We start from the raw sequence: 20,110 nt of genomic DNA, 5'->3' as shown, positions 1-20,110 counted from the left end.
GCGGTAACAGAGAGGGAAAAGCGCTCTCCCGCCGGGCGGCGGGAGAGCAGAACGATTACTCGTTGATATCCGGATGCTGCTGCACCAGGTTTTTACGTTTCGCTTCCAGGCGGGCGATCTCTGCATCGATATCTTCGATTTTGTTCTCGATGTTATCGTGATGTTCCTGCAGGATTTCGCGCGCTTCTTCCATATCGGACGCAGCTGGCGTTGCACCTTTCAGTGGCTTGTTTGCCGTCTCTTTCATGGAAAGACCGGTAATCAGACCAATGATCGCCACCACCATCAGGTAGTAGGCTGGCATGTAAAGATTGTTGGTGGTTTCAACCAGCCAGGCGGCCAGCGTTGGCGTCAGACCGGCAACCAGTACAGAGATGTTAAACGCACTGGCCAGTGCACTGTAACGGATATGGGTCGGGAACATTGCAGGCAGCGACGAGGCCATGACACCGGTAAACGAGTTAAGAATAACGGCCATCAGCAGCAGACCACCAAAAATCAGTCCCAGCACGCCACTGTTAATCATCATAAAGGCGGGAATGGCAAAGACCAGCAGAGCGATACTGCCGATGATAACAAAGGGACGACGGCCAAAGCGGTCACTCATCATGCCGATCACAGGCTGAACAAACAGCATACCGATCATGATAGCGATGATAATCATCACACCATGGTCTTCGCTGTAGTGCAGGTTATGCGACAGGTAACTCGGCATATACGTCAGTAACATGTAGTAGGTGACGTTGGTGGCGATAACCAGACCGATACAGGAGAGCAGGCTGCGCCAGTGTTTGGTTGCAATTTCCTTAAACGAGACTTTCGGACCATCCTGCAGGCCTTCGCGGTCACCCTGTTCCAGTTTGTCCACATGCTGCTGGAATGCCGGGGTCTCTTCCAGCGCATGACGCAGATAAAGGCCGATAATGCCCAGCGGCAGCGCCACGAAGAACGGCAGACGCCAGCCCCACTCAAGGAAACGTGCTTCTCCGATAACAGAAGAGATCAGCACGACCAGACCCGCACCGAGTACAAAGCCCGCAATTGAGCCAAAGTCGAGCCAGCTTCCCATAAAGCCGCGTTTGCGGTCAGGCGAATACTCCGCCACGAAGATTGAGGCGCCGGTATATTCACCGCCCACGGAGAAGCCCTGCGCCATCTTCGCAAGCAGCAGCAGAATCGGTGCCCAGATGCCGATAGACGCATAGGACGGTATCAGGCCGATACAGAAGGTACTGACCGACATGATGATAATGGTAATGGAGAGGATTTTCTGACGACCATATTTGTCGCCCAGCATACCGAAGAAGAGGCCACCCAGCGGACGGATCAGGAAGGGTACAGAGAAGGTTGCCAGTGCAGCAATCATCTGAATGCCGGGTGACACGTCCGGGAAGAAGACTTTACCCAGCGCATAGGCCACGAAGCCATACACACCGAAGTCAAACCATTCCATCGCGTTACCCAGAGAGGCCGCAGTGATGGCTTTACGTAAACGAGCATCATCAATGATGGTGACATCATTGATCCCAATTGGTTTTACACGCTTCCTACGCAATTTCATAGAATTACCCTGTAATGGAACACGAAAGTCCTCAACGGCGCGAGCCGTGGTAAATCGTTCAGACCGCTGCGTTGAGAAATTTAAGCATAGCCGTAATTAAGCGCTCATTACGCGCCAGCGAACACAATAATTACTGTTGTGATTATTGCAAACAGCGACAGAGTATACCGTTTTTGTGTGATATCTGTCATGTTTGAGCTAATGCTGACCTGTTCCGGCAATCTTTATGACTGTTTAGCACCGCAAAAAAATTATCACGCTGCGTGACGACAGCCGTTTTTTTCAGCAGATTGTCTGCGCAAGTGATGTTTATTTGCGCTTAACGGGAGGGGTCCCTGTCCGACGGTTCAGTGCGAAGGGTCGGGGGCTGGACATTATTCGTCGGTGAACGGGCTGGCGCAAGAGCCGCGGGTGGCAATCCCGGTTTCGGTGTCGTCCGGTTTTCGATGTGCTGCGGAGGTTCAAACGTGACACGGGTCAGCCAGCACACGCTGATCCCCCTGACGCGCCAGCCACTCTGCCAGCGATGTGTTATCCATCGGGCGGGCGTAATAAAAACCCTGAATAAACACGACGCCGCGCTGTTGGAGATAGCAAAATTGCAGCTCCGTTTCCACACCTTCACCCAGCACCTCCAGCGCCAGACTGTGACTGAGATTGATGATCGCATCCAGCACTGGCGTTTCGCCTTCCAGCGATTCGATAGCGTTAATGAATCCACGATCGATTTTCAGATAATCCAGCGTGAAGGTCTGTAAGTAACTCAGTGAGCAGTGGCCGGTACCAAAATCATCAATCGCAACCTTCATACCCGCATGGCGTAACTGCTCCAGCTTACGCGCCACCGCTTCACCCTCTTTAATCAGACTGCGCTCAGTCAGCTCAAGCGTAATGACAAACTGCTTATCTTTTATTTTGTCGGCGAATTGCAGCATATCGCGAACAAAATCAGGATGCTGCAGATGCTCCGCCGCCACGTTAATCGCAAGGTGAAAATGGGGATCCACCTGCCAGCTCTGCACATCCTCTGCAATCAAATCGAGCAGGTGGCGGGTCAGCGGCACAATCATCCCTTCCGCTTCTGCTGCACCAATAAAAATATCAGGCCGAACGCCGTTACCGTCGGACGTTGTCCAGCGCAGCAGCACCTCTGCACCGCTACAGCGTTGCAGCCGGTTATCATAGACTGGCTGATAGTGCGCCCTGAACTGGCCGCAGATGATGGCCCGGCGAATCTCATCGCGCCATGAAATACGCCGTCGCAGCCAGTTCGCCGTCAGCATCATCAGCAGAACAGAAAAGATCGCCGCCATCGGCATGATAATAAAAATCACCTGGCGCCAGGCAGAGATCAGCTCAGTGGGCGAGGCAATCAGAGTGACAGAGAGCGGGTAGCGGTTTGAACGGGCCTCATAAATCAGAGGCTCAAACCAGCCGGATGCAGCAATTTGTGGGTCACCAAACGAGATGGGGGCGCCGTCGCTGAATGCCATGCTGAAATGATAGCGGTGAGTGCTGCTGATAGCGCGCATCAGATCAAGCAGATACTGGCCATCAACCACTGCCCAGAATCCCACGCCATCAGGCAGGTCACGCATAAAAATCACGGCCGGGCGATCCGGCACACCGGAGGTGCCGGCAATTGACAGGCTCCACCAGGCTTTTCCGGTAACCGGCGCATCGCGCATGATCATATCTTTCAGTAAACCCGGCATGGTTCCATATGCTGACGAACAGCCAATTCTGTTTTCTTCAATTTTACCGATTGCGCGGAAATAGGGATTCAGTGAGCCGATGCGCTGTAACTGATTCTGAATCTGACTGCAGGGCTGATACTGAAACTGGCGCAGCGTATTAATCATATCCCAGGCGCTGTCACTCATTCTTTCAGCCTGAGAGAGCAGGGTATTGGCTGCATTCACCTGATGCTGCTGGACGGTGTGGCGCGCATCCAGAGCAGTAAAAAAAAGGCCAATAAGCAGAGGCAGCACACCGGAGAAAATAATCACCAGCCTGGCATAGTCGCGTTTTCGTTTCAGTAGCGGCACCGCTGAATCCTCTGAGTATTATTCGTTTTATGCAGGGGCTGAACAGTTGCGCAGCATAGCATTTCTCCGGGCCGGGCAGATTAGCGTTTTTGCGAGCAACAGAACTGACTCAGGTCAATTATCGACCCGACACAGCCTTAATTGAGGGGGTTGTTTTGCTTTCATTTGAATTCGGCAGAAATCAGGCAGGGATAAGTAACGCGGAGGAAAACATCTCATTGCGGCCGGCAGAGACCCTGGCCCGTCAGAATCGGGCACAGGGTAGCCGTTGACTTAATGAGCAAAATAGATCTGTTTCAAGGCGACTTCAACGCCGCGCAGTTCAGCAAGACCTTTAAGACGTCCAATGGCTGAGTAACCCGGATTCGTGCGTTTATGCAGGTCGTCCAGCATCTGATGACCGTGATCGGGACGCATAGGTATTGCCCGCAGGTTGCCTGCACGGCGACGGCGCTGCTCTTCCGCCAGAATGACTTTGATCACGCCGACCATATCGACATCGCCCGCCAGATGCGCCGCTTCATGGAAGCTGGCGGGATTAGCTTCGCGCTTCGTGGCGCGCAGATGGACAAAGTTGATGCGGTCGGCATAGGTTTCCGCCATCTCAACCAGCGCATTATCGGCACGCACACCATAAGAGCCGGTACAGAAGCAGAATCCGTTGTGCAGACTGTCCACGGTTTCTTTCAGCCACTGCATATCTTCCTGCGTGGAGATAATGCGTGGCAGACCCAGAATAGGACGCGGTGGATCGTCCGGATGCACCGCCAGTTTAACGCCCGTCTCTTCCGCAACCGGCACGATGGCGCGCAGAAACGTTGCCATATGCTCGCGCAGTTTCGCTTTATCAATACCGTCATACTGTGCCAGTTGCGCCTGAAACTGCGCCAGGGTGTAACCCTCTTCAGCACCTGGCAGACCGGCGATAATATTGCGCACCAGGGTGTTTTTCTCTTCTGCGCTCATGGCGGAAAAGCGCTGCGCTGCGGCCTGCTGCTCGGCAGCGCTGTAATCCTTCTCCGCGCCCGGGCGCTGCAGCAGATAAAGCTCAAAGGCGGCAAACGCATCAGCGTCAAAGCGCAGCGCTTTTGCGCCATCTGGCAGCGTCCAGGCGAGGTCGGTGCGCGTCCAGTCCAGCACCGGCATGAAGTTGTAGCAGACGGTATCAATGCCGCAGGCAGCCAGATTGCGTATCGACTGCTGGTAATTGGCAATGTAGCGAAGGTAGTCACCCCGCTGAGTTTTGATCGCCTCATGGACCGGGATACTTTCGACCACCGACCAGACCAGACCTTTTTCAGCCAGCAGGGCCTGGCGTGCTTTAATCTCTTCAACCGGCCACACCTCGCCGTTAGGGATATGGTGCAGCGCCGTTACAATGCCGGTCGCACCCGCCTGACGCGCATCATCCAGGGATACCGGGTCGTTTGGGCCGTACCATCGCCATGTATGTTCCATTATTACTCCTTAGTGTGATGTGGCCCAGTGGTCAGGCCGCTGGGCCAAGAGTATGATAGTGGACAAAACAGGGCCGTGATCCGGATCGCAGCATCACAAACTGCATCAGCGATGTGATCGGTTTTAAGCGGACGAAGAGGAGAGGGTGATGACGCTACCCGTTATTAAAACTGAGCGCCTGTATCGTCAGATCGCCAACGTCATTATGGCCGGCATTACGCGCGGTGACTTTGCGGCAGGAGGCTTACTGCCGCCAGAGCGCGAGCTGGCAAAACAGCTGGGTGTCAGCCGCTCGTCAGTGCGTGAAGCATTGATTGCGCTGGAAATGACCGGCTGGGTCGATATCCGCACGGGCAACGGCGTCTACGTCGCGCAGCCACTGCCGCAGGCCGCCGTTCCGCAGGAGAGTTGCAGTCTGCAGGACCTGCTGCAGGCGCGGGAAGCCTTTGAAGGGATGCTGGCGGGATTTGCCGCACGTAACGGCACCGCCGTTCAGCGCGCGGCACTGCTGGCGCTGACCGCTGAACTGCAGCAGTACAATGCAAACGATGCGGCTTTCCTGGAGCAGGACAAACGCTTTCACCTGCTCATCAGCGAGATGAGCGGCAATGATGTGTTACGCGACCTGCTGGAGCAGTTATGGAACCGGCGGCACAGTCCGCATGTGCAGCGACTGGAGCGCCATTATGCTGATAATAACTTCGCACGCGAGATGAATGCTGACCATCAGCAGATCGCCGAGGCCGTCGTGGCGGGCGATGAAGCGGCTGCCCGTCAGGCGATGGAGAACCATCTGCAGCACGTGCAGCAGCAGCTACTTGGTTAATCCCCGCGCCCGCTTAGGTCGTCCGGTGCCCAGCATAATCGCCAGACGACTGCCGCCTGGCGTAGTTTCCATCAGGATTTTGGTAATGCTGGTCAGCGGCACCGAGAGCAGCATGCCGACCGGCCCGAGCAGCCAGCCCCAGAACACCAGCGACAGGAACACCACCAGCGTTGATAAGCCCAGACCGCGACCCATCAGTCGCGGTTCCAGCATATTGCCGAACACCATGTGAATCGCGGTAAACAGCGCCGCCACCATCGCGGCATCAAACAGACTGTTCAGTAACAGCGCCTGAAGTAAGGGCGGGATACCGGCGATAATCGGACCAATATTGGGAATGAAATTGAGGATAAATGCCACGACACCCCAGAGCAGCGCGAACTTCACATCCAGCAGATAGAGGCTCAGCCAGACCGCGATGCCGGTAATCAGGCTCACCAGCGTTTTCAGCGCCAGATAGTGCGTGACCCCTTTCAACGCTTTATGCAGCCCGGCGATGCGGATTTTAGGATTCACCAGCGCGTTACGCATTTTATAGGGCAGGTGATGAACCTCAAACAGCATAAAGACCACGGTCAGCACCAGCAGCACAGTATTGGTCATCGCACCGGAAAAGCCGCTCAGCGCCACGCTTGCCAGGTTCATCATAGTGTTAGGATCGAAACGCTGTACCAGCGCATCTGTTGAGATATTGATATGAAAGCCTGCCGCCAGATGTTGCAGCACCGTCATCTTCTGCTCCATCGTGGCGCGCAGTTGCGGGTAGAGGTCGGAAAACTCGCTCATTGAGCTGGCGATGATGGCGCCCAGCAGCACAAGTGCGCAGAAGATCACCGTGATAACCAGGCCAATGGCCAGTCCACGGCGAAAGCCGCGGCGCATCAGCATCGTCACCAGTGGGTTGAGTACAATTGCAAAGAACGCCGCCAGCAAAAGCGGAACCAGAATATCGGACGCTGCCCGAACCCCGGCGAGGATGATGACCAGCATCGCCAGTTTTATCAGAATATTTTGTCCGATCTTTTCCCGTTGCAGCTCGCTCATTCTCTCTCTCATAACGTAAATTGGCTGTTGAAAGTGTAGCTGAAAGAAAATTAACAATCTGATTTATCAGAGAAACGGTAAAGCGCGGCGGCAAAGTGGCGAGAGTATTAGCGCCACAGTACTCAGCTATAGCAACAGAACAGCCACTCTCCCTTGTGGCTGTTTTCATCCGGTTATCTGCAGCATGTCCGCGCTGTCGTGTTCGCCAGATAACCGTGCCATTGTGATGCGCAGGAGGCGAAAGCGGGTATAGTTAAGGGATAAACCTTATCATTCAGCCAAATACGATCGTGAGGACGCATGCCTGAACAGCCTGCAGCGGAACCGACTACCCCACATGGCAACCTGAATATCTCTCTGCTGATCCTCTCTATTGTGGCCTACAACTTTGCCAGCTATCTCACCATTGGCCTGCCGCTGGCGGTATTGCCAGGCTGGGTGCATGACCAGCTGGGCTTCAGCGCGTTCTGGGCCGGCCTGGTGATCAGCCTGCAATATGTCGCGACGCTGCTGAGCCGGCCACATGCTGGTCGCTATGCCGATATCTGGGGACCCAAAAAAGTGGTGGTGACGGGCCTGGTAGGCTGTCTGATCAGCGGATTGTGTATTCTGCTGGCGGCCCTGATCGCATCACCGATGTGGAGCCTGATCCTGCTCTGCGTGGGCCGTTTGATTCTGGGCGTGGGCCAGAGTTTTACCGGCACCGGCACCTCGTTGTGGGGAGTGGCAAGGGTGGGTTCACTGCACATTGGTCGGGTAATATCCTGGAACGGGATCGTCACCTATGGCGCGATGGCCATTGGCGCACCGCTCGGCGTAGTGATCTTCCAGGCAGGCGGTTTGCTGTGGCTGTCACTGGTCATTGTTGCCATCTGTGTCGTGGGCATCGTCTGCGCCGTGCCGCGTCCGGCTGTAAAAGCCAGCCGCGCCAGACCGCTGCCGTTTCGGGCTGTGCTGGGAAAAATCGCCGGTTTTGGTGCGATTCTGGCGATGGGATCGGCGGGTTTTGGCGTTATCGCCACCTTTATCACGCTGTTCTATCAGGATAAAGGCTGGCAGGGAGCCGCTTTTGCGCTTTCCCTGTTCAGCATGGCTTTTGTTGGCGCACGCCTGCTGTTTCCCAATGCGATTAACCGCCACGGCGGTCTGCGGGTCGCCAGCGTTTGTCTGGCGGTTGAAGCGGCCGGACTGTTTCTGGTCGCCGCTGCGGGTAATCCCTGGATGGCAAACGCGGGTGCCTTTCTGACCGGGGCAGGTTTTTCTCTGGTGTTCCCGGCGCTGGGCGTGGTGGCGGTAAAAGTGGTGCCGCAGCAGAATCAGGGCAGCGCCCTGGCAACCTATACCGCCTTTATGGATCTGTCGCTGGGGATAACCGGGCCACTGGCCGGATTCATCATGAATTATGCGGATGTCTCACGCGTCTATCTGCTTACGGCGCTGCTGGTCTGTGTCGCGTTTTTCTGCACGCTGCGGCTGCTGAAGCGTCAGGCATCGCAGTCAGCAGCAGACGGTTCTTCAGAATAAAAAAAATGGCCCAGCAGCGGGCCATAACGTCTTTTCAGACACAGATAAACGGATAAATGCGGGATGCAGCAGGATTCAGGCCTGCAGCAGTTCAATACTGTGGCGGATCTGGCGTTCAATCTCCGCCGGGGTCCAGCTGTTGAGCTGACCGGAGAACGGCTCAAAGGCGTAGACGCCCTTATAGCCAAGCATCTCCAGCCGTTTAACCTGCACCACGCTCTTCAGCACATCATTGTCACTCAGCATAATGCGTTCTTCGTCGGTCAGTTCGGCGGTCGGACGTTGATCTTCCACGCCTGAAAGGTGCACCAGTCCAATCTGGTCAATATCGATACCCACCGGGAATTCCTGTTCAGCCTTCTCATAGAGATGATGATGAAAAGTATCCAGCAACAGTTTAAAAGGCACGCCTGCCGCAGCAATTAACGCCTGCGCCTGCACGATCGAACGCAGTGAGCTGACCGGGAAACCCAGTGGCTCCACCAGCCCCAGAATGCCATAGTGGGCAAAGCGCGGCGCCAGTGCCTGCATCGCCGCCTGTGTCTGCTGAGGCGACACGGTAATCCCCTCATTCAGCGGACACATTACCAGCGCTTTTGCACCAATCTGTTGTGCTGTCTGTAACAGCGCCTCGGCCCGGCTCAGCAGCGCATCATCAATATGGTTAAACGGATAGAGCGCATTAATGCTGATGATATCAATGTGGTATCTGTCGGCCAGGGCGCGCAGTTGATCGGTGCTGAGATCGTCAGTGACGCTGCCGCCGGGCATATCATTACGCAGTTCAACCTTGCTCAGGCCCAGACGCTGAACCAGCTGAAAGAAGGCTTCCAGCGAGAGCCGGGGCGCAATTTTGCGATTGATACAGAAACGGGTTGGGTCGATGGCCATGCGTTAACTCCGGAACAGGAGAATGTTGCGATTAAAGAAAACATTTATTTCATAATTAGTGAATTATGAAATGTATTTTATTAGATCAGCCTCGCATTAATTTCATATTTCGTTTCACGCTGATGCGTCAACGCCGGATCGACTTCGCAGAAACAGACGTGATCCACGCCGCAGCAATTCCCCTGTTACGCTAAGGCTGACCGGTAATATTGCTCTGCTGCTTTCATAACCCGGTCAGACAAGGGTGGACAATAAAAATGCGATCTGTGCCGCTAAAATCAAATTTTCCAAAAATAACTATTTGAAAAATTTATTCCACTGTAATAGCTTCATAGCACGCTTTCAGGTTTGCCTGGTCAGGCAGTGTGGCAGGCCACAGGGCCCGTCTGCAGGGAACTTAACCATCTTAAGAGGCAACATCATGACAACCATAGGTAACTTTATTGGCGGTAAAATCACGTTCAGCGCCAGCAACGAAACCATTCCTGTTTACGATCCGGCAACCGGCAAAGTGGTTCGTGAACTGACGCAAAGTACCGCTGATGAAGTGGCTCAGGCGATTGGTGTCGCGCATGACGCATTTTCAGCCTGGTCTAAAACTTCGCCGCTGCGTCGCGCCCGCGTTCTGTTTAACTTTAAAGCCCTGATGGAGCAGCATCGTGATGAGCTGGCAGCGCTGATTGTCTCTGAGCATGGCAAAGTCTGGTCCGATGCACTGGGTGAACTGACGCGTGGCATTGAAGTGATTGAGTTTGCCTGCGGGATCCCTCATTTGCTCAAAGGCGAATATTCCCCGAACGTCGGCGGCGGCGTTGACAGCTTCTCGCTGATGCAGCCGGTTGGCGTCGTGGCGGGCATTACGCCGTTCAACTTCCCGGCCATGGTGCCATTGTGGATGTTCCCGATCGCACTGGCCTGCGGTAACACCTTTGTCCTGAAGCCACCGGCGCTGGATCCGTCTGCGGCCGTGCGTATGGCCGAGCTCCTGACCGAAGCGGGCCTGCCGGATGGCGTATTCAACGTGGTGCACAGCTCTAATGAAGATGCTGAGCAGCTCTATAAGGATCCGCGCATTGCCGCGGTGAGCTTCGTCGGCTCTTCAGGCGTAGCTGAGCATATCTATAAGACCGCCAGCGCCCACGGCAAGCGAGTGCAGGCATTTGGCGCGGCGAAAAACCACGCTATCGTTATGCCGGATGCCGATCTGGATGCCACCGTTAACGCCATCATGGGCGGTGCGTTTGGTTCTGCCGGTGAACGCTGTATGGCTCTGCCTGTTGTTGTCGCCGTGGGTGATGACACCGCTGACAAGTTGATTGCCCGCCTGACACCGCTGGTGAAAGCACTGCGTATCGGCCCGGGAATGAGTCAGGGTGCCGATGAAAATGAGATGGGTCCGGTGGTCTCCGCTGCGCACCAGAAGAAGGTGCTGGGTTACATCGACAAAGGCGAGCAGGAAGGTGCGAAGCTGGTGGTGGATGGCCGTAACGTGCAGGTTGCGGGTCACGCAGAAGGTTACTACGTTGGCGGCACGCTGTTTGATAACGTCACCTCTGAGATGGTGATCTGGCGTGAAGAGATTTTTGGGCCGGTGCTGAGCATCATGCGCGCACCGGATTACGACAGCGCACTGCAACTGGTTAACAGCCATGAGTTTGGCAACGGCAGTGCGATTTTCACCAGCAACGGTCACACCGCGCGTGAGTTTGTGCAGAACGTTGAAGCGGGCATGGTGGGTGTCAACGTGCCGGTTCCGGTGCCGATGGCATTCCACAGCTTCGGTGGCTGGAAGCGTTCCGTATTTGGCGCGCTCAATGTCCACGGGCCGGACGGCGTGCGCTTCTATACGCGCATGAAAACCGCCACCGTGCGCTGGCCGTCCGGTCAGCAGACCGTGTCTGAATTCAGTATGCCAACCTTAGGCTAATTTATTTCAACGTCGATCACGGTGTGCGACCGGCAGGATAGTCTGCCGGTCGCTTTGTTCGCTGGCATTGCGCCCGCGTGACACTCGCCGTGTTAATCGTGACAGAGAGGAGGATCGGGATGTCTTTACTGTCGAAAGCACAGGCCCCTGACGCACAGGGCCGTATTCAGCATGTCACACCTGAGCGTGCTGGCTGGCGTTATGTCGGGTTTGATGCTTATCTGCTGAAGAAAGGGGAAACCCTGCGCCTCAACAGTGGTGATAAAGAGCTGTGTCTGGTGCTGGTGGCCGGGCTGGCCTCGGTGAAAACCCGCCATGCTGAGTTTCCCGGTATCGGTAAGCGCATGTCGCCTTTCGAACGCGTGCCGCCTTATTCCGTTTATGTGCCGCATGATGATGAAGTGGAAGTGTATGCAGACAGCGATCTTGAACTGGCAGTCTGTAACGCGCCCGGTCAGGGAAATCTGCCTGCACGACTGATTGCACCAGCGGATGTGGGTGTTGAGCATCGCGGAAAAGGGCGCAATCAGCGCCTGGTGCATAATATCCTGCCTGACACTGAACCGGCTGACAGCCTGCTGGTGGTTGAGGTTTATACCAACGAGGGCGATACCAGCTCGTATCCCAGCCACAAGCACGATCAGGAGGAGAGTGAAAACGAAACCTACCTGGAAGAGACCTACTATCACCGTTTCGATCCGGAGCCTGGCTTTGCCATGCAACGCGTCTACACCGACGACCGCTCACTGGATGTCTGCATGGCACCCTATAATCGCGACGTGGTGATGGTGCCGCGCGGCTATCATCCGGTGGCGACGCTGGCAGGTTACAACAACTACTATCTGAACGTGATGGCGGGGCCGGTGCGGTTATGGAAATTCAGCTGGGAGAAAGATCACGCCTGGGTGAACAGCGACAGCTATCCGCGCAACGCGTAAATCACGGCGGTTTTATCAGGCGTGCATAGTGCGTGGATAGCCTCAAAAAGGGCAGCCGATTGGGCTGCCCTTTTTACTGTGCGGAACGAAGGTTACTGAGCGGAACTCTCGGCGTTGTTCAAAGCCAGTGACACCGCAAGCGTCTGTGCCAGGCAGAGTGAGGCAACCTGCGAACGGAAGCCATCGACCTGCGCTTCACGCACCACAAAGCAGACATCACTAAAGGCGGCCAGCGGGCTAACCTGACTGTCGGTAATAGCAATCTGATGCGCGCCACGTTTAGCACCCATTTCGACCACTTCGACCGCTTCACGCGCATAAGGCGAGTAGCTGATCGCAATCACCACATCTTTCGGGTTTACCAGGCTGAGCTGCTCAGTAAACATCCCGCCCAGGCCATCAATCAGAAACGCGCGACGCTCCAGGTGACGCAGCGCGTAAACCAGATAGGAGGCGACGCTAAAGGAGCGACGCAGGCCGATGACATAGATGTTCTCAGCCTCATTCAGCAGTTTCACTGCCTTGTTCAGCTGCTCAGGATTAACCTGCATCGCCAGTTGCTGCAACGCCTGGCTGTTCACCATCGTAAAGACGTTGAGGATCTCCGCTGGGCTTTCAGGGGCACTGGCGCTGTCGTCCGTTGAGGTCTGACGAAACAGGCGAGCGCGCTCGGTATAGTTGACCGTCTCCTCCATCAGGTGCTGACGAAAAACCTGTTTCATTTCGTTGAAACCGCTGAAGCCAAACGCATTCGCAAAACGGATCAGCGTCGACGGCGGCACATCGGCCTGCTGGGCAATCGAAGCGACGGTATCGAAAGCAATACTGTTACTGTTATCAAGGATGTAGCGCGCAACCTGTTTAAGACGCTTGCTCAGTGTTTCATAGCGGCGACGAATATCGTCCTGCAAGAGAGAAAGTTGGGTGGGATTATTGTTCATCACTTCTGCCCGTATAATTAGAATAATGGCTGCATAATGAGCGCTATATTACCAGATGGATGGAAAATTTCATTTCTTTGAGTTAACGGCGCAGTTTATTTCATGGCTTTATGAAATGGTTCACAGATTAGCTTTAGCGCCCGAGGCGTGACTCTTCGCGGGCAATGTCAGGCTGAAAACCGGGATGAAATGCCAGCAGGCTGGGAGGGTAACCAGTAAAAAACGCCATCCCGGTTGGGATAGCGTGATGAAAGAGTCTGTCTCTGCGTGCTATGAGTTCGCGCAGGCTCAGGTAACATGGTCAGATCGGAAAGTCGCTTAAGCCATCCATGGCCGCTCGGCCCGCCCCGTCCCTGGCGCGGGACGCTTTCCTCCTCTGACCATGTTACCTGCGCGTTGAGCTTATTTGTTGCTGCAACCTTCACCCTGCCTTGAGTAAGTCAGCCGTCTGAGGCCATCGCGGTTGAGACAGTCTATAGCAGAGCATGAAATCAGGCGCGGGCAGCACGCCAGTACTCAATCAGCCGCAGATAATTGCCTTTAACGGTCTCAATCAGCGCCTGATCGTCCAGTTCACCCTGCAGCCACTGGCGCGAAGGCTGACCAAAGATGGTGCGACCCACCGCAAAGCCTTTCACCCAGGGCGCGTTGGCCGCCGCGGCAAAGCCCGCTTTAAGCTTCTCTTCAGGCGCATCCAGACCGAGCAACAGAATGCCGCGACAGTGGGGATCCTGCTGCTCAATCAGCGTGCTGATCGCCTGCCAGCTTTCCGCGGACAGCGGTGGCAGTTTCCACCAGTCAGGCTGGATGCCCAGACTGTAGAAATGCGCCAGCATATTAAGGTAATAGGCTTCATTTTTATCCGGGTTGCTCTCCGGCAGAATCACTTCCAGCAGCAGCTCATGCCCGCTTTTGTTACAGCCATTCCAGACGTCGAGCACCACGTCATCCTGCTCTTTACGCAGTTCAGCACTGTCGTGAGGATGATAAAACACCAGACATTTCACGACGTGCTCGGCGGGCCAGTCGATCAGCTGCGAGCCAATGTTGCCATGCTCCAGGCGCAGCGGACGTGAGCTCGGCAGCTCAATCGGACGGCCAATCCACCAGTTCTTCCCGGTGATGGCATTCAGCGCTTTCTGACCATAGGTGGTATCCGCCAGAATACCGCTCTTATTCTCTAATCCCGCCTCTCTGGCGGCCTCCTGAGCGGCTTCCAGCAGCAGCAGTTTCAGCTGTGGAATACGGCTTTCATCCACGCCCGCTTCCTCCGCCATGTCCGCCAGTTGTTTGCGATGATCAAAAGCGAAAACGTTCAGCTCCGGCCACGCCTGCTTGCGGGTGGTCACGCGGTGCAGGTGGTTGAGACGACTGTCGAGATCGGGACGTTTCACCTCTTTGTCGCGGCTCAGGAAATCATCCAGTTCCGCTTTGGTTGGCATGGCCGGGGCACAGCCGTGGCGTGAAACCACCAGCGCCCCACAGGCGTTGGCGTAACGGCACGCCTGCTCCCAGCCTTCATCATTCAGCCAGCCGCGCAGCAGGCCAGACATAAAGGCATCACCCGCGCCCAGCACGTTGAGCACGTCAACGCGCACGCCGGTGTGCAGCTGAGTCTCTTCCCAGCTATCCGGGATATCCCCTTCAAATACCACGCAACCCAGCGGACCGCGTTTGCAGACAAGCGTTGCCAGGCTCGCCTTGCGAACGTTCTTCAGAGCAGTCAGGGTATCGGTGCTGCCACCGGCAATGTGAAACTCCTCTTCGGTGCCGACGATCAAATCGAAATAGTGCACCACTTCCTGCAACTGTTGCGTAACCTGGGAAGACTCAATGAAACGCGTTTCACCATCACCCAGAGAGGTCAGCCCCCACAATACCGGGCGATAATCAATATCCAGCGCCGTTCGCAGACCGTTGCGGCGGGCGATATCCAGCGCTTTCAGCACAGCTTCACGGGTTTGTGGATGCGATAAGTGAGTACCGGTTACCGCTACCGCGCGGGAAGAGGTAATAAAGGTTTCATCAATATCTTCCGGCACCAGCCCCATGTCAGCGCAGTTATCACGGTAGAAAATCAGCGGAAAAGTCTCTTCGTCTTTGATGCCCAGGATCACCAGAGCCGTCAGACGCCGCGGATCGGTGATCAGCGCATCGGTATTACAGCCGACGCGCTGCAACGCTTCACGCAGAAAGCGACCATTATGCTCATCTCCCACCCGCGCCAGCATCGCTGATTTCAGCCCCTGAATCGCGGTGCCATAGGCGACGTTGCCTGAGGAACCGCCCAGATATTTCGCAAAGGAGGTGACATCTTCCAGCCGCGCTCCAATTTGCTGGCCATAAAAATCAACGGCAATTCGCCCGATACAAATCACATCAAGCGGCTTCTGTTGTGTACTCATACCTGTGGTTTCCTCTTGTGATTAGCAGGGCTGGCGGGCGAAAAGGTCGACGCTATATTCGCTCTGCATCCGGGTCTGTGGGTGTCTGACTGACAATGGGAGAATTATGAGGAATAAAAATTCCATATTCAATACGAAATGAAATATCCATCGCAATTTTGTGAACCAGGTAAAACTCCTGATTCTCTTCCGTCTGCGCAGTCTTCGTCGGCACGATGTCCGGTATGCCAGGGTTGTGAAGGGGATCGCAGGAATCCGCACGCCAGTCAGGCATGCTGCTGCATTGAAATAAATTTTTTCATCATGTGCCACTCTCTGTTAAACGTTCCAGATTTCCCCTCTGCAATCCCCCGTCACACCTGAAGCCGCCATTAAATTTGATCTCACTCGCAAAATGAAATGTTTCTTCTGTAATCGTGTTTTATGAAAAAAATATTTGTTTATAATCGCCTCACGTTTCAGTTATTCCGGTCGCCTTTTCCGCCCATGACAACGCCTGGCGTGCTGTTGCGGAAGTCGGGGTCCACCAGCATGTAAGGAAGAATATGAGCACTATCAGACTGACCACGGCACAGGCGCTGGTTAAATTTCTGGATAATCAATTCATTGATGTCGATGGCGTTGAAACGAAGTTCGTCAAAGGTATCTTCGCGATCTTCGGCCATGGCAACGTGCTGGGGCTGGGCCAGGCGCTGGAACAGGATAGCGGCGATCTGATGGTTTATCAGGGCCGTAATGAGCAGGGCATGGCCCATGCTGCCACCGGCTTTGCACGCCAGTCACTGCGCCGTCAGATTATCGCCTGCAGTTCATCCGTGGGGCCTGGTGCGGCGAATATGATCACTGCCGCCGCGACGGCGACAGCTAACCGCATTCCGCTGCTGCTGTTGCCCGGCGACGTCTTCGCTACCCGCCAGCCCGATCCCGTGCTGCAACAGATTGAGCAGAGCTACGACCTCAGCATCAGCACCAACGACGCCTTTCGCGCCGTCAGCAAATACTGGGATCGCGTCAGCCGCCCGGAGCAGCTGATGTCCGCCTGTATTAATGCCATGCGCGTACTCACCGATCCGGCTGAAACCGGCGCGGTCACGCTCTCTCTTCCGCAGGATGTGCAGGGCGAAGCCTGGGATTATCCGGACTACTTCTTCCAGAAACGTGTGCACCGTCTGGATCGCCGTCTGCCGGTGGCGGCGCAGCTGGCAGATGCCCTGACGCTGATTAATCGTAAGCGCAAGCCGATGATTATCTGCGGCGGCGGTGTGAAATACTCCGAAGCGGGCGAGGCGCTGCGCCAGTTTGCTGAGCGTTATCAGATTCCCTTTGCCGAGACGCAGGCGGGCAAAGGCACGCTGGTTTCTGACCATCCGCTGAACGTCGGCGGCGTGGGTGAAACCGGCTGTCTGGCCGCTAACCTGCTGGCAAAAGAGGCCGATTTAGTGATCGGCATCGGCACCCGCTACACCGATTTCACGACTGCATCGAAATGGATTTTCCAGCATCCCGATGTCAGCTTCCTGAACATCAATGTCAGCAACTTCGACAGCTACAAGCTGGATGGCGTGCAGCTGCTGGCCGATGCCCGCGAAGGGCTGACCGCGCTCACCGCCGCGCTGGCCTCACAGCACTACAGCAACGACTGGGGCAATCAGATTGAGCAGGCGCAGAGTCAGCTGTTGAAAGAGACGCAGCGCGTCTACCAGGTGGAATATCACGATGGCGACTTTGTGCCGGAGATTGCTGACCATCTCGACCGCGAAGCGGTGTTCGCTGAATTTAACCGCCTGACCCAGTCGCTGCTGACGCAAAGCAGCGTACTCGGCACACTGAACGAGCAACTGCCAAAAGATGCGGTGGTCGTGGCAGCGGCAGGCAGTCTGCCGGGTGACCTGCAGCGCGTCTGGCGCACCAAAGATTACAACGCCTACCACGTTGAATATGGCTACTCCTGCATGGGCTATGAAGTGAATGCCGCGCTGGGTGTGAAGCTGGCGCAACCGCAGCGCGAGGTCTATGCGTTGGTCGGTGATGGCTCCTTTATGATGCTGCACTCAGAGCTGGTCACCTCGATTCAGGAAGGGGCGAAAATTAACGTGGTGCTGCTGGATAACATGACCAACGGCTGCATCAATAACCTGCAGATGGAACACGGCATGGACAGCTTCACCACCGAGTTCCGCTTCCGTAACCCGGAAGGCGGCAAGCTGGACGGCGGTTTTATCCCGGTCGATTTCGCCGCGATTGCTGCCGGTTATGGCTGCAAAACCTATCGTGTCACCACGCTGGAGCAGCTCAAAGCGGCGCTGGAAGATGCCCGCACCCAGACGGTTTCCACCCTTATCGACATCAAAGTGCTGCCTAAAACCATGATCCACAAATATTTCAGCTGGTGGCATGTCGGTGTGGCGCAGGCGTCGAAGACCGAACGCGCTCAGGCGGTGGCGGACAAGCTCAACAGCCATCTGGATCAGGCGCGCAAATATTAATTTCCGGGCCGTGCTGCGGCCCGTTTTCCTCTTCTCCGTACGAACCCTACACAGGTGTAATTATGACTTTGAAACTTGGTGTCATCGGTACAGGTGCAATTGGTCAGGAACATATTCGCCGCTGCAGCCATGTGCTGCAGGGTGCCCAGGTGGTTGCCGTCTCTGACATCAATGTCGAAGGCGCGCGTGCTGCACTGCAGCGCCTGAACATTGAGGCGGAGGTGTTCGAAAATGGCCACGATGTGATTCAGTCACCGAATGTTGATGCGGTGCTGGTCACCTCATGGGATCCAACCCATGAAGAGTTCACCTTAGCGGCGATTGCCGCCGGTAAACCGGTGTTCTGTGAGAAGCCGCTGGCGATGAGCGCCGAGGGCTGCCGCCGGGTGGTGGATGCAGAGATTCAGGCCGGTAAACGCCTGGTGCAGGTCGGCTTTATGCGTCCTTACGATGCGGGCTATCGCGCCCTGAAAAAAGTGATTACCGATGGCGATATCGGTGAGCCGCTGATGCTGCACTGCGCGCACCGCAACCCGACCGTGCCAGAGAACTACACCACGCCGATGGCCATCACCAACACCCTCATCCACGAGCTGGATGTGCTGCGCTGGCTGACAAACGACGACTATAAAACCGTGCAGGTCATCTTCCCGCGCGTGACGTCGAAGTCGCATGGTCAGCTGAAAGATCCGCAGATCGTCCTGTTCGAAACCCACAAAGGGGTGCGTATCGACGTTGAGATTTTTGTTAACTGCGCTTACGGCTATGACATTCAGTGTGAAGTGGTCGGTGAAGAGGGGATTGCTCGTCTGCCGGAGCCTTCATCAGTACAGCTGCGCAAAGATGCGCGCCTGTCGAACACCATTCTGGTGGACTGGAAAGATCGCTTTATCGAAGCGTATGACGTTGAGCTGCAGGCGTTTATCAACGACATCAAAGCGGGCCAGCTTACCGGACCTTCTGCATGGGATGGCTTTGCCGCCTCCGTGGCCGCCGATGCCTGTATCAAAGCGCAGAACAGTGGTGCGATTGAGCCGGTAGAGATGCCGCCACGTCCTGCTTTCTATAACTGATTCAGCTGTCTATGCGGCCTGGCCGCTCTCCGCCTGGGAATGAGAAAATGAACAAAGAGAACGTAAAACTGGCTATCGCGCCGATCGGCTGGACCAATGATGACATGCCGGATCTCGGCAGTGAAAATACTTTCCAGCAGACCGTGAGCGAGATGGCGCTGGCTGGCTTTACCGGCAGCGAAGTGGGCAGCAAATACCCGCGCGATCCGGCGATTCTGAAACCGATGCTCGACATTCGCGGCATCCAGATCTGCAACGCCTGGTTCAGCACCTTTTTCGCCAACGGTGACAAAGAGAAAACCATCGAACAGTTCATCGAGCACATGAACTTCCTGCATGCGATGGGCGCACGGGTAATTGGCTGTTCTGAGCAGAGTAAAAGTATTCAGGGCACCGGGCTTGCGGTGTTTGAAGAGAAAGCGATTTTCAGCGATGAAGAGTGGCAGTTAACGGCAGAAGGCTACAACGAACTCGCCCGCATCGCAGCGGATAAAGGGATGCGCGTGACGCTGCATCACCACATGGGCACTGGCATTCAGACCACGGAAGAGATTGACCGGTTTATGGCGATGACTGACGAGCAGGTGGGTTTGCTCTATGACACTGGCCACGTTTACTACTCCGAAGGCTCTCAGCAGAAGATGCTGGCGGTACTGGAAAAATATCTGCCGCGCATCTTCCACGTTCATCTCAAGGATGTGCGTGATGAGGTGGTCGCTGAGGTGCGGGAGAATCATCTCTCATTCCTGGAAGGCGTGAAAAAGGGCACCTTTACCGTGCCTGGCGATGGCGTGATCGACTTCAAACCGGTGTTTAAAATTCTGGATGATTACGGCTACAAAGGCTGGATGGTGGTGGAAGCGGAGCAGGATCCGGCGCTGGCCAATCCTTTTGAATATGCCGTGAAAGCGCGGAAATATATCCGGGAAAATACAGGTTTATAATCTGCTCTGAATAAAGGCTGGCTTCCCCGTGGGAAGCCAGCCTT

At 55.5% G+C, this 20,110-nt stretch carries 14 protein-coding genes; 7 read left to right on the top strand and 7 right to left on the bottom strand.

Annotated elements, in window-relative coordinates; genetic code table 11:
* Positions 1 to 55: 55 nt before the first annotated feature.
* From proP to uxuA, 3 genes are all read right to left on the bottom strand, one after another.
* The gene (gene proP, locus NP77_RS16350; RefSeq protein WP_003852158.1) at positions 56 to 1,561 is read right to left on the bottom strand and encodes a glycine betaine/L-proline transporter ProP; all 1,506 of its coding nucleotides are present in this window, start codon (positions 1,559 to 1,561) and stop codon (positions 56 to 58) included.
* Between the two features lie 461 nt (positions 1,562 to 2,022).
* Positions 2,023 to 3,609 (bottom strand): EAL domain-containing protein, encoded by a 1,587-nt coding sequence (locus NP77_RS16345; RefSeq protein ID WP_008926305.1) that lies wholly within the window; start codon positions 3,607 to 3,609, stop codon positions 2,023 to 2,025.
* 273 nt (positions 3,610 to 3,882) lie between these two features.
* Positions 3,883 to 5,067 (bottom strand): mannonate dehydratase, encoded by a 1,185-nt coding sequence (uxuA, locus tag NP77_RS16340; RefSeq protein ID WP_008926304.1) that lies wholly within the window; start codon positions 5,065 to 5,067, stop codon positions 3,883 to 3,885.
* A 148-nt stretch (positions 5,068 to 5,215) separates the two neighbouring features.
* Between uxuA and NP77_RS16335 the strand changes: the two genes are divergently transcribed.
* Positions 5,216 to 5,893: a FadR/GntR family transcriptional regulator gene (locus NP77_RS16335; RefSeq protein WP_039660851.1), complete on the top strand. Its 678-nt coding sequence runs from the start codon at positions 5,216 to 5,218 to the stop codon at positions 5,891 to 5,893.
* Here NP77_RS16335 and NP77_RS16330 read toward each other — a convergent pair.
* A complete protein-coding gene (locus tag NP77_RS16330) occupies positions 5,882 to 6,937 on the bottom strand; it encodes an AI-2E family transporter (protein ID WP_003852166.1) in 1,056 nt (351 codons plus the stop codon). The genes NP77_RS16335 and NP77_RS16330 overlap by 12 nt on opposite strands.
* Before the next feature lie 300 nt (positions 6,938 to 7,237).
* On the opposite strand from NP77_RS16330, the gene NP77_RS16325 reads away from it, so the two are divergent.
* Entirely contained in the window at positions 7,238 to 8,461 is a 1,224-nt protein-coding gene (locus NP77_RS16325; RefSeq protein WP_008926303.1) for an MFS transporter, read from the top strand.
* A gap of 75 nt (positions 8,462 to 8,536) precedes the next feature.
* Here NP77_RS16325 and NP77_RS16320 read toward each other — a convergent pair whose 3' ends face one another.
* Positions 8,537 to 9,352, bottom strand: coding sequence for a TIM barrel protein (locus NP77_RS16320; protein ID WP_039660850.1), 816 nt, complete (start codon positions 9,350 to 9,352; stop codon positions 8,537 to 8,539).
* Positions 9,353 to 9,773: 421 nt separating this feature from the next.
* Between NP77_RS16320 and NP77_RS16315 the strand changes: the two genes are divergently transcribed.
* Both NP77_RS16315 and iolB read left to right on the top strand, forming a co-directional pair.
* On the top strand, positions 9,774 to 11,279 hold the full coding sequence (locus NP77_RS16315; RefSeq protein WP_039660848.1) for a CoA-acylating methylmalonate-semialdehyde dehydrogenase: 1,506 nt from the start codon (positions 9,774 to 9,776) through the stop codon (positions 11,277 to 11,279).
* A 119-nt stretch (positions 11,280 to 11,398) separates the two neighbouring features.
* Complete coding sequence (gene iolB / locus NP77_RS16310; protein WP_039660847.1) at positions 11,399 to 12,217, top strand: 5-deoxy-glucuronate isomerase; 819 nt, start codon at positions 11,399 to 11,401, stop codon at positions 12,215 to 12,217.
* Positions 12,218 to 12,309: 92 nt separating this feature from the next.
* Here the strand turns inward: iolB and NP77_RS16305 are convergent, their stop codons facing one another.
* Positions 12,310 to 13,158: a MurR/RpiR family transcriptional regulator gene (locus tag NP77_RS16305; protein WP_003852174.1), complete on the bottom strand. Its 849-nt coding sequence runs from the start codon at positions 13,156 to 13,158 to the stop codon at positions 12,310 to 12,312.
* A gap of 491 nt (positions 13,159 to 13,649) precedes the next feature.
* Positions 13,650 to 15,563: a 5-dehydro-2-deoxygluconokinase gene (gene iolC, locus NP77_RS16300; protein WP_033762672.1), complete on the bottom strand. Its 1,914-nt coding sequence runs from the start codon at positions 15,561 to 15,563 to the stop codon at positions 13,650 to 13,652.
* 545 nt (positions 15,564 to 16,108) lie between these two features.
* On the opposite strand from iolC, the gene iolD reads away from it, so the two are divergent.
* From iolD to iolE, 3 genes are all read left to right on the top strand, one after another.
* Complete coding sequence (gene iolD / locus NP77_RS16295) at positions 16,109 to 18,049, top strand: 3D-(3,5/4)-trihydroxycyclohexane-1,2-dione acylhydrolase (decyclizing) (protein ID WP_008926298.1); 1,941 nt, start codon at positions 16,109 to 16,111, stop codon at positions 18,047 to 18,049.
* A 62-nt stretch (positions 18,050 to 18,111) separates the two neighbouring features.
* On the top strand, positions 18,112 to 19,122 hold the full coding sequence (locus NP77_RS16290) for a Gfo/Idh/MocA family protein (protein ID WP_003852177.1): 1,011 nt from the start codon (positions 18,112 to 18,114) through the stop codon (positions 19,120 to 19,122).
* Positions 19,123 to 19,169: 47 nt separating this feature from the next.
* Complete coding sequence (gene iolE, locus NP77_RS16285; RefSeq protein ID WP_003852179.1) at positions 19,170 to 20,066, top strand: myo-inosose-2 dehydratase; 897 nt, start codon at positions 19,170 to 19,172, stop codon at positions 20,064 to 20,066.
* Positions 20,067 to 20,110 lie beyond the last annotated feature (44 nt).

This window comes from Pantoea sp. MBLJ3, from assembly GCF_000816655.1.
Lineage (GTDB): Bacteria > Pseudomonadota > Gammaproteobacteria > Enterobacterales > Enterobacteriaceae > Pantoea > Pantoea eucalypti.
This window is presented reverse-complemented; position numbering and strand designations above follow the sequence as displayed.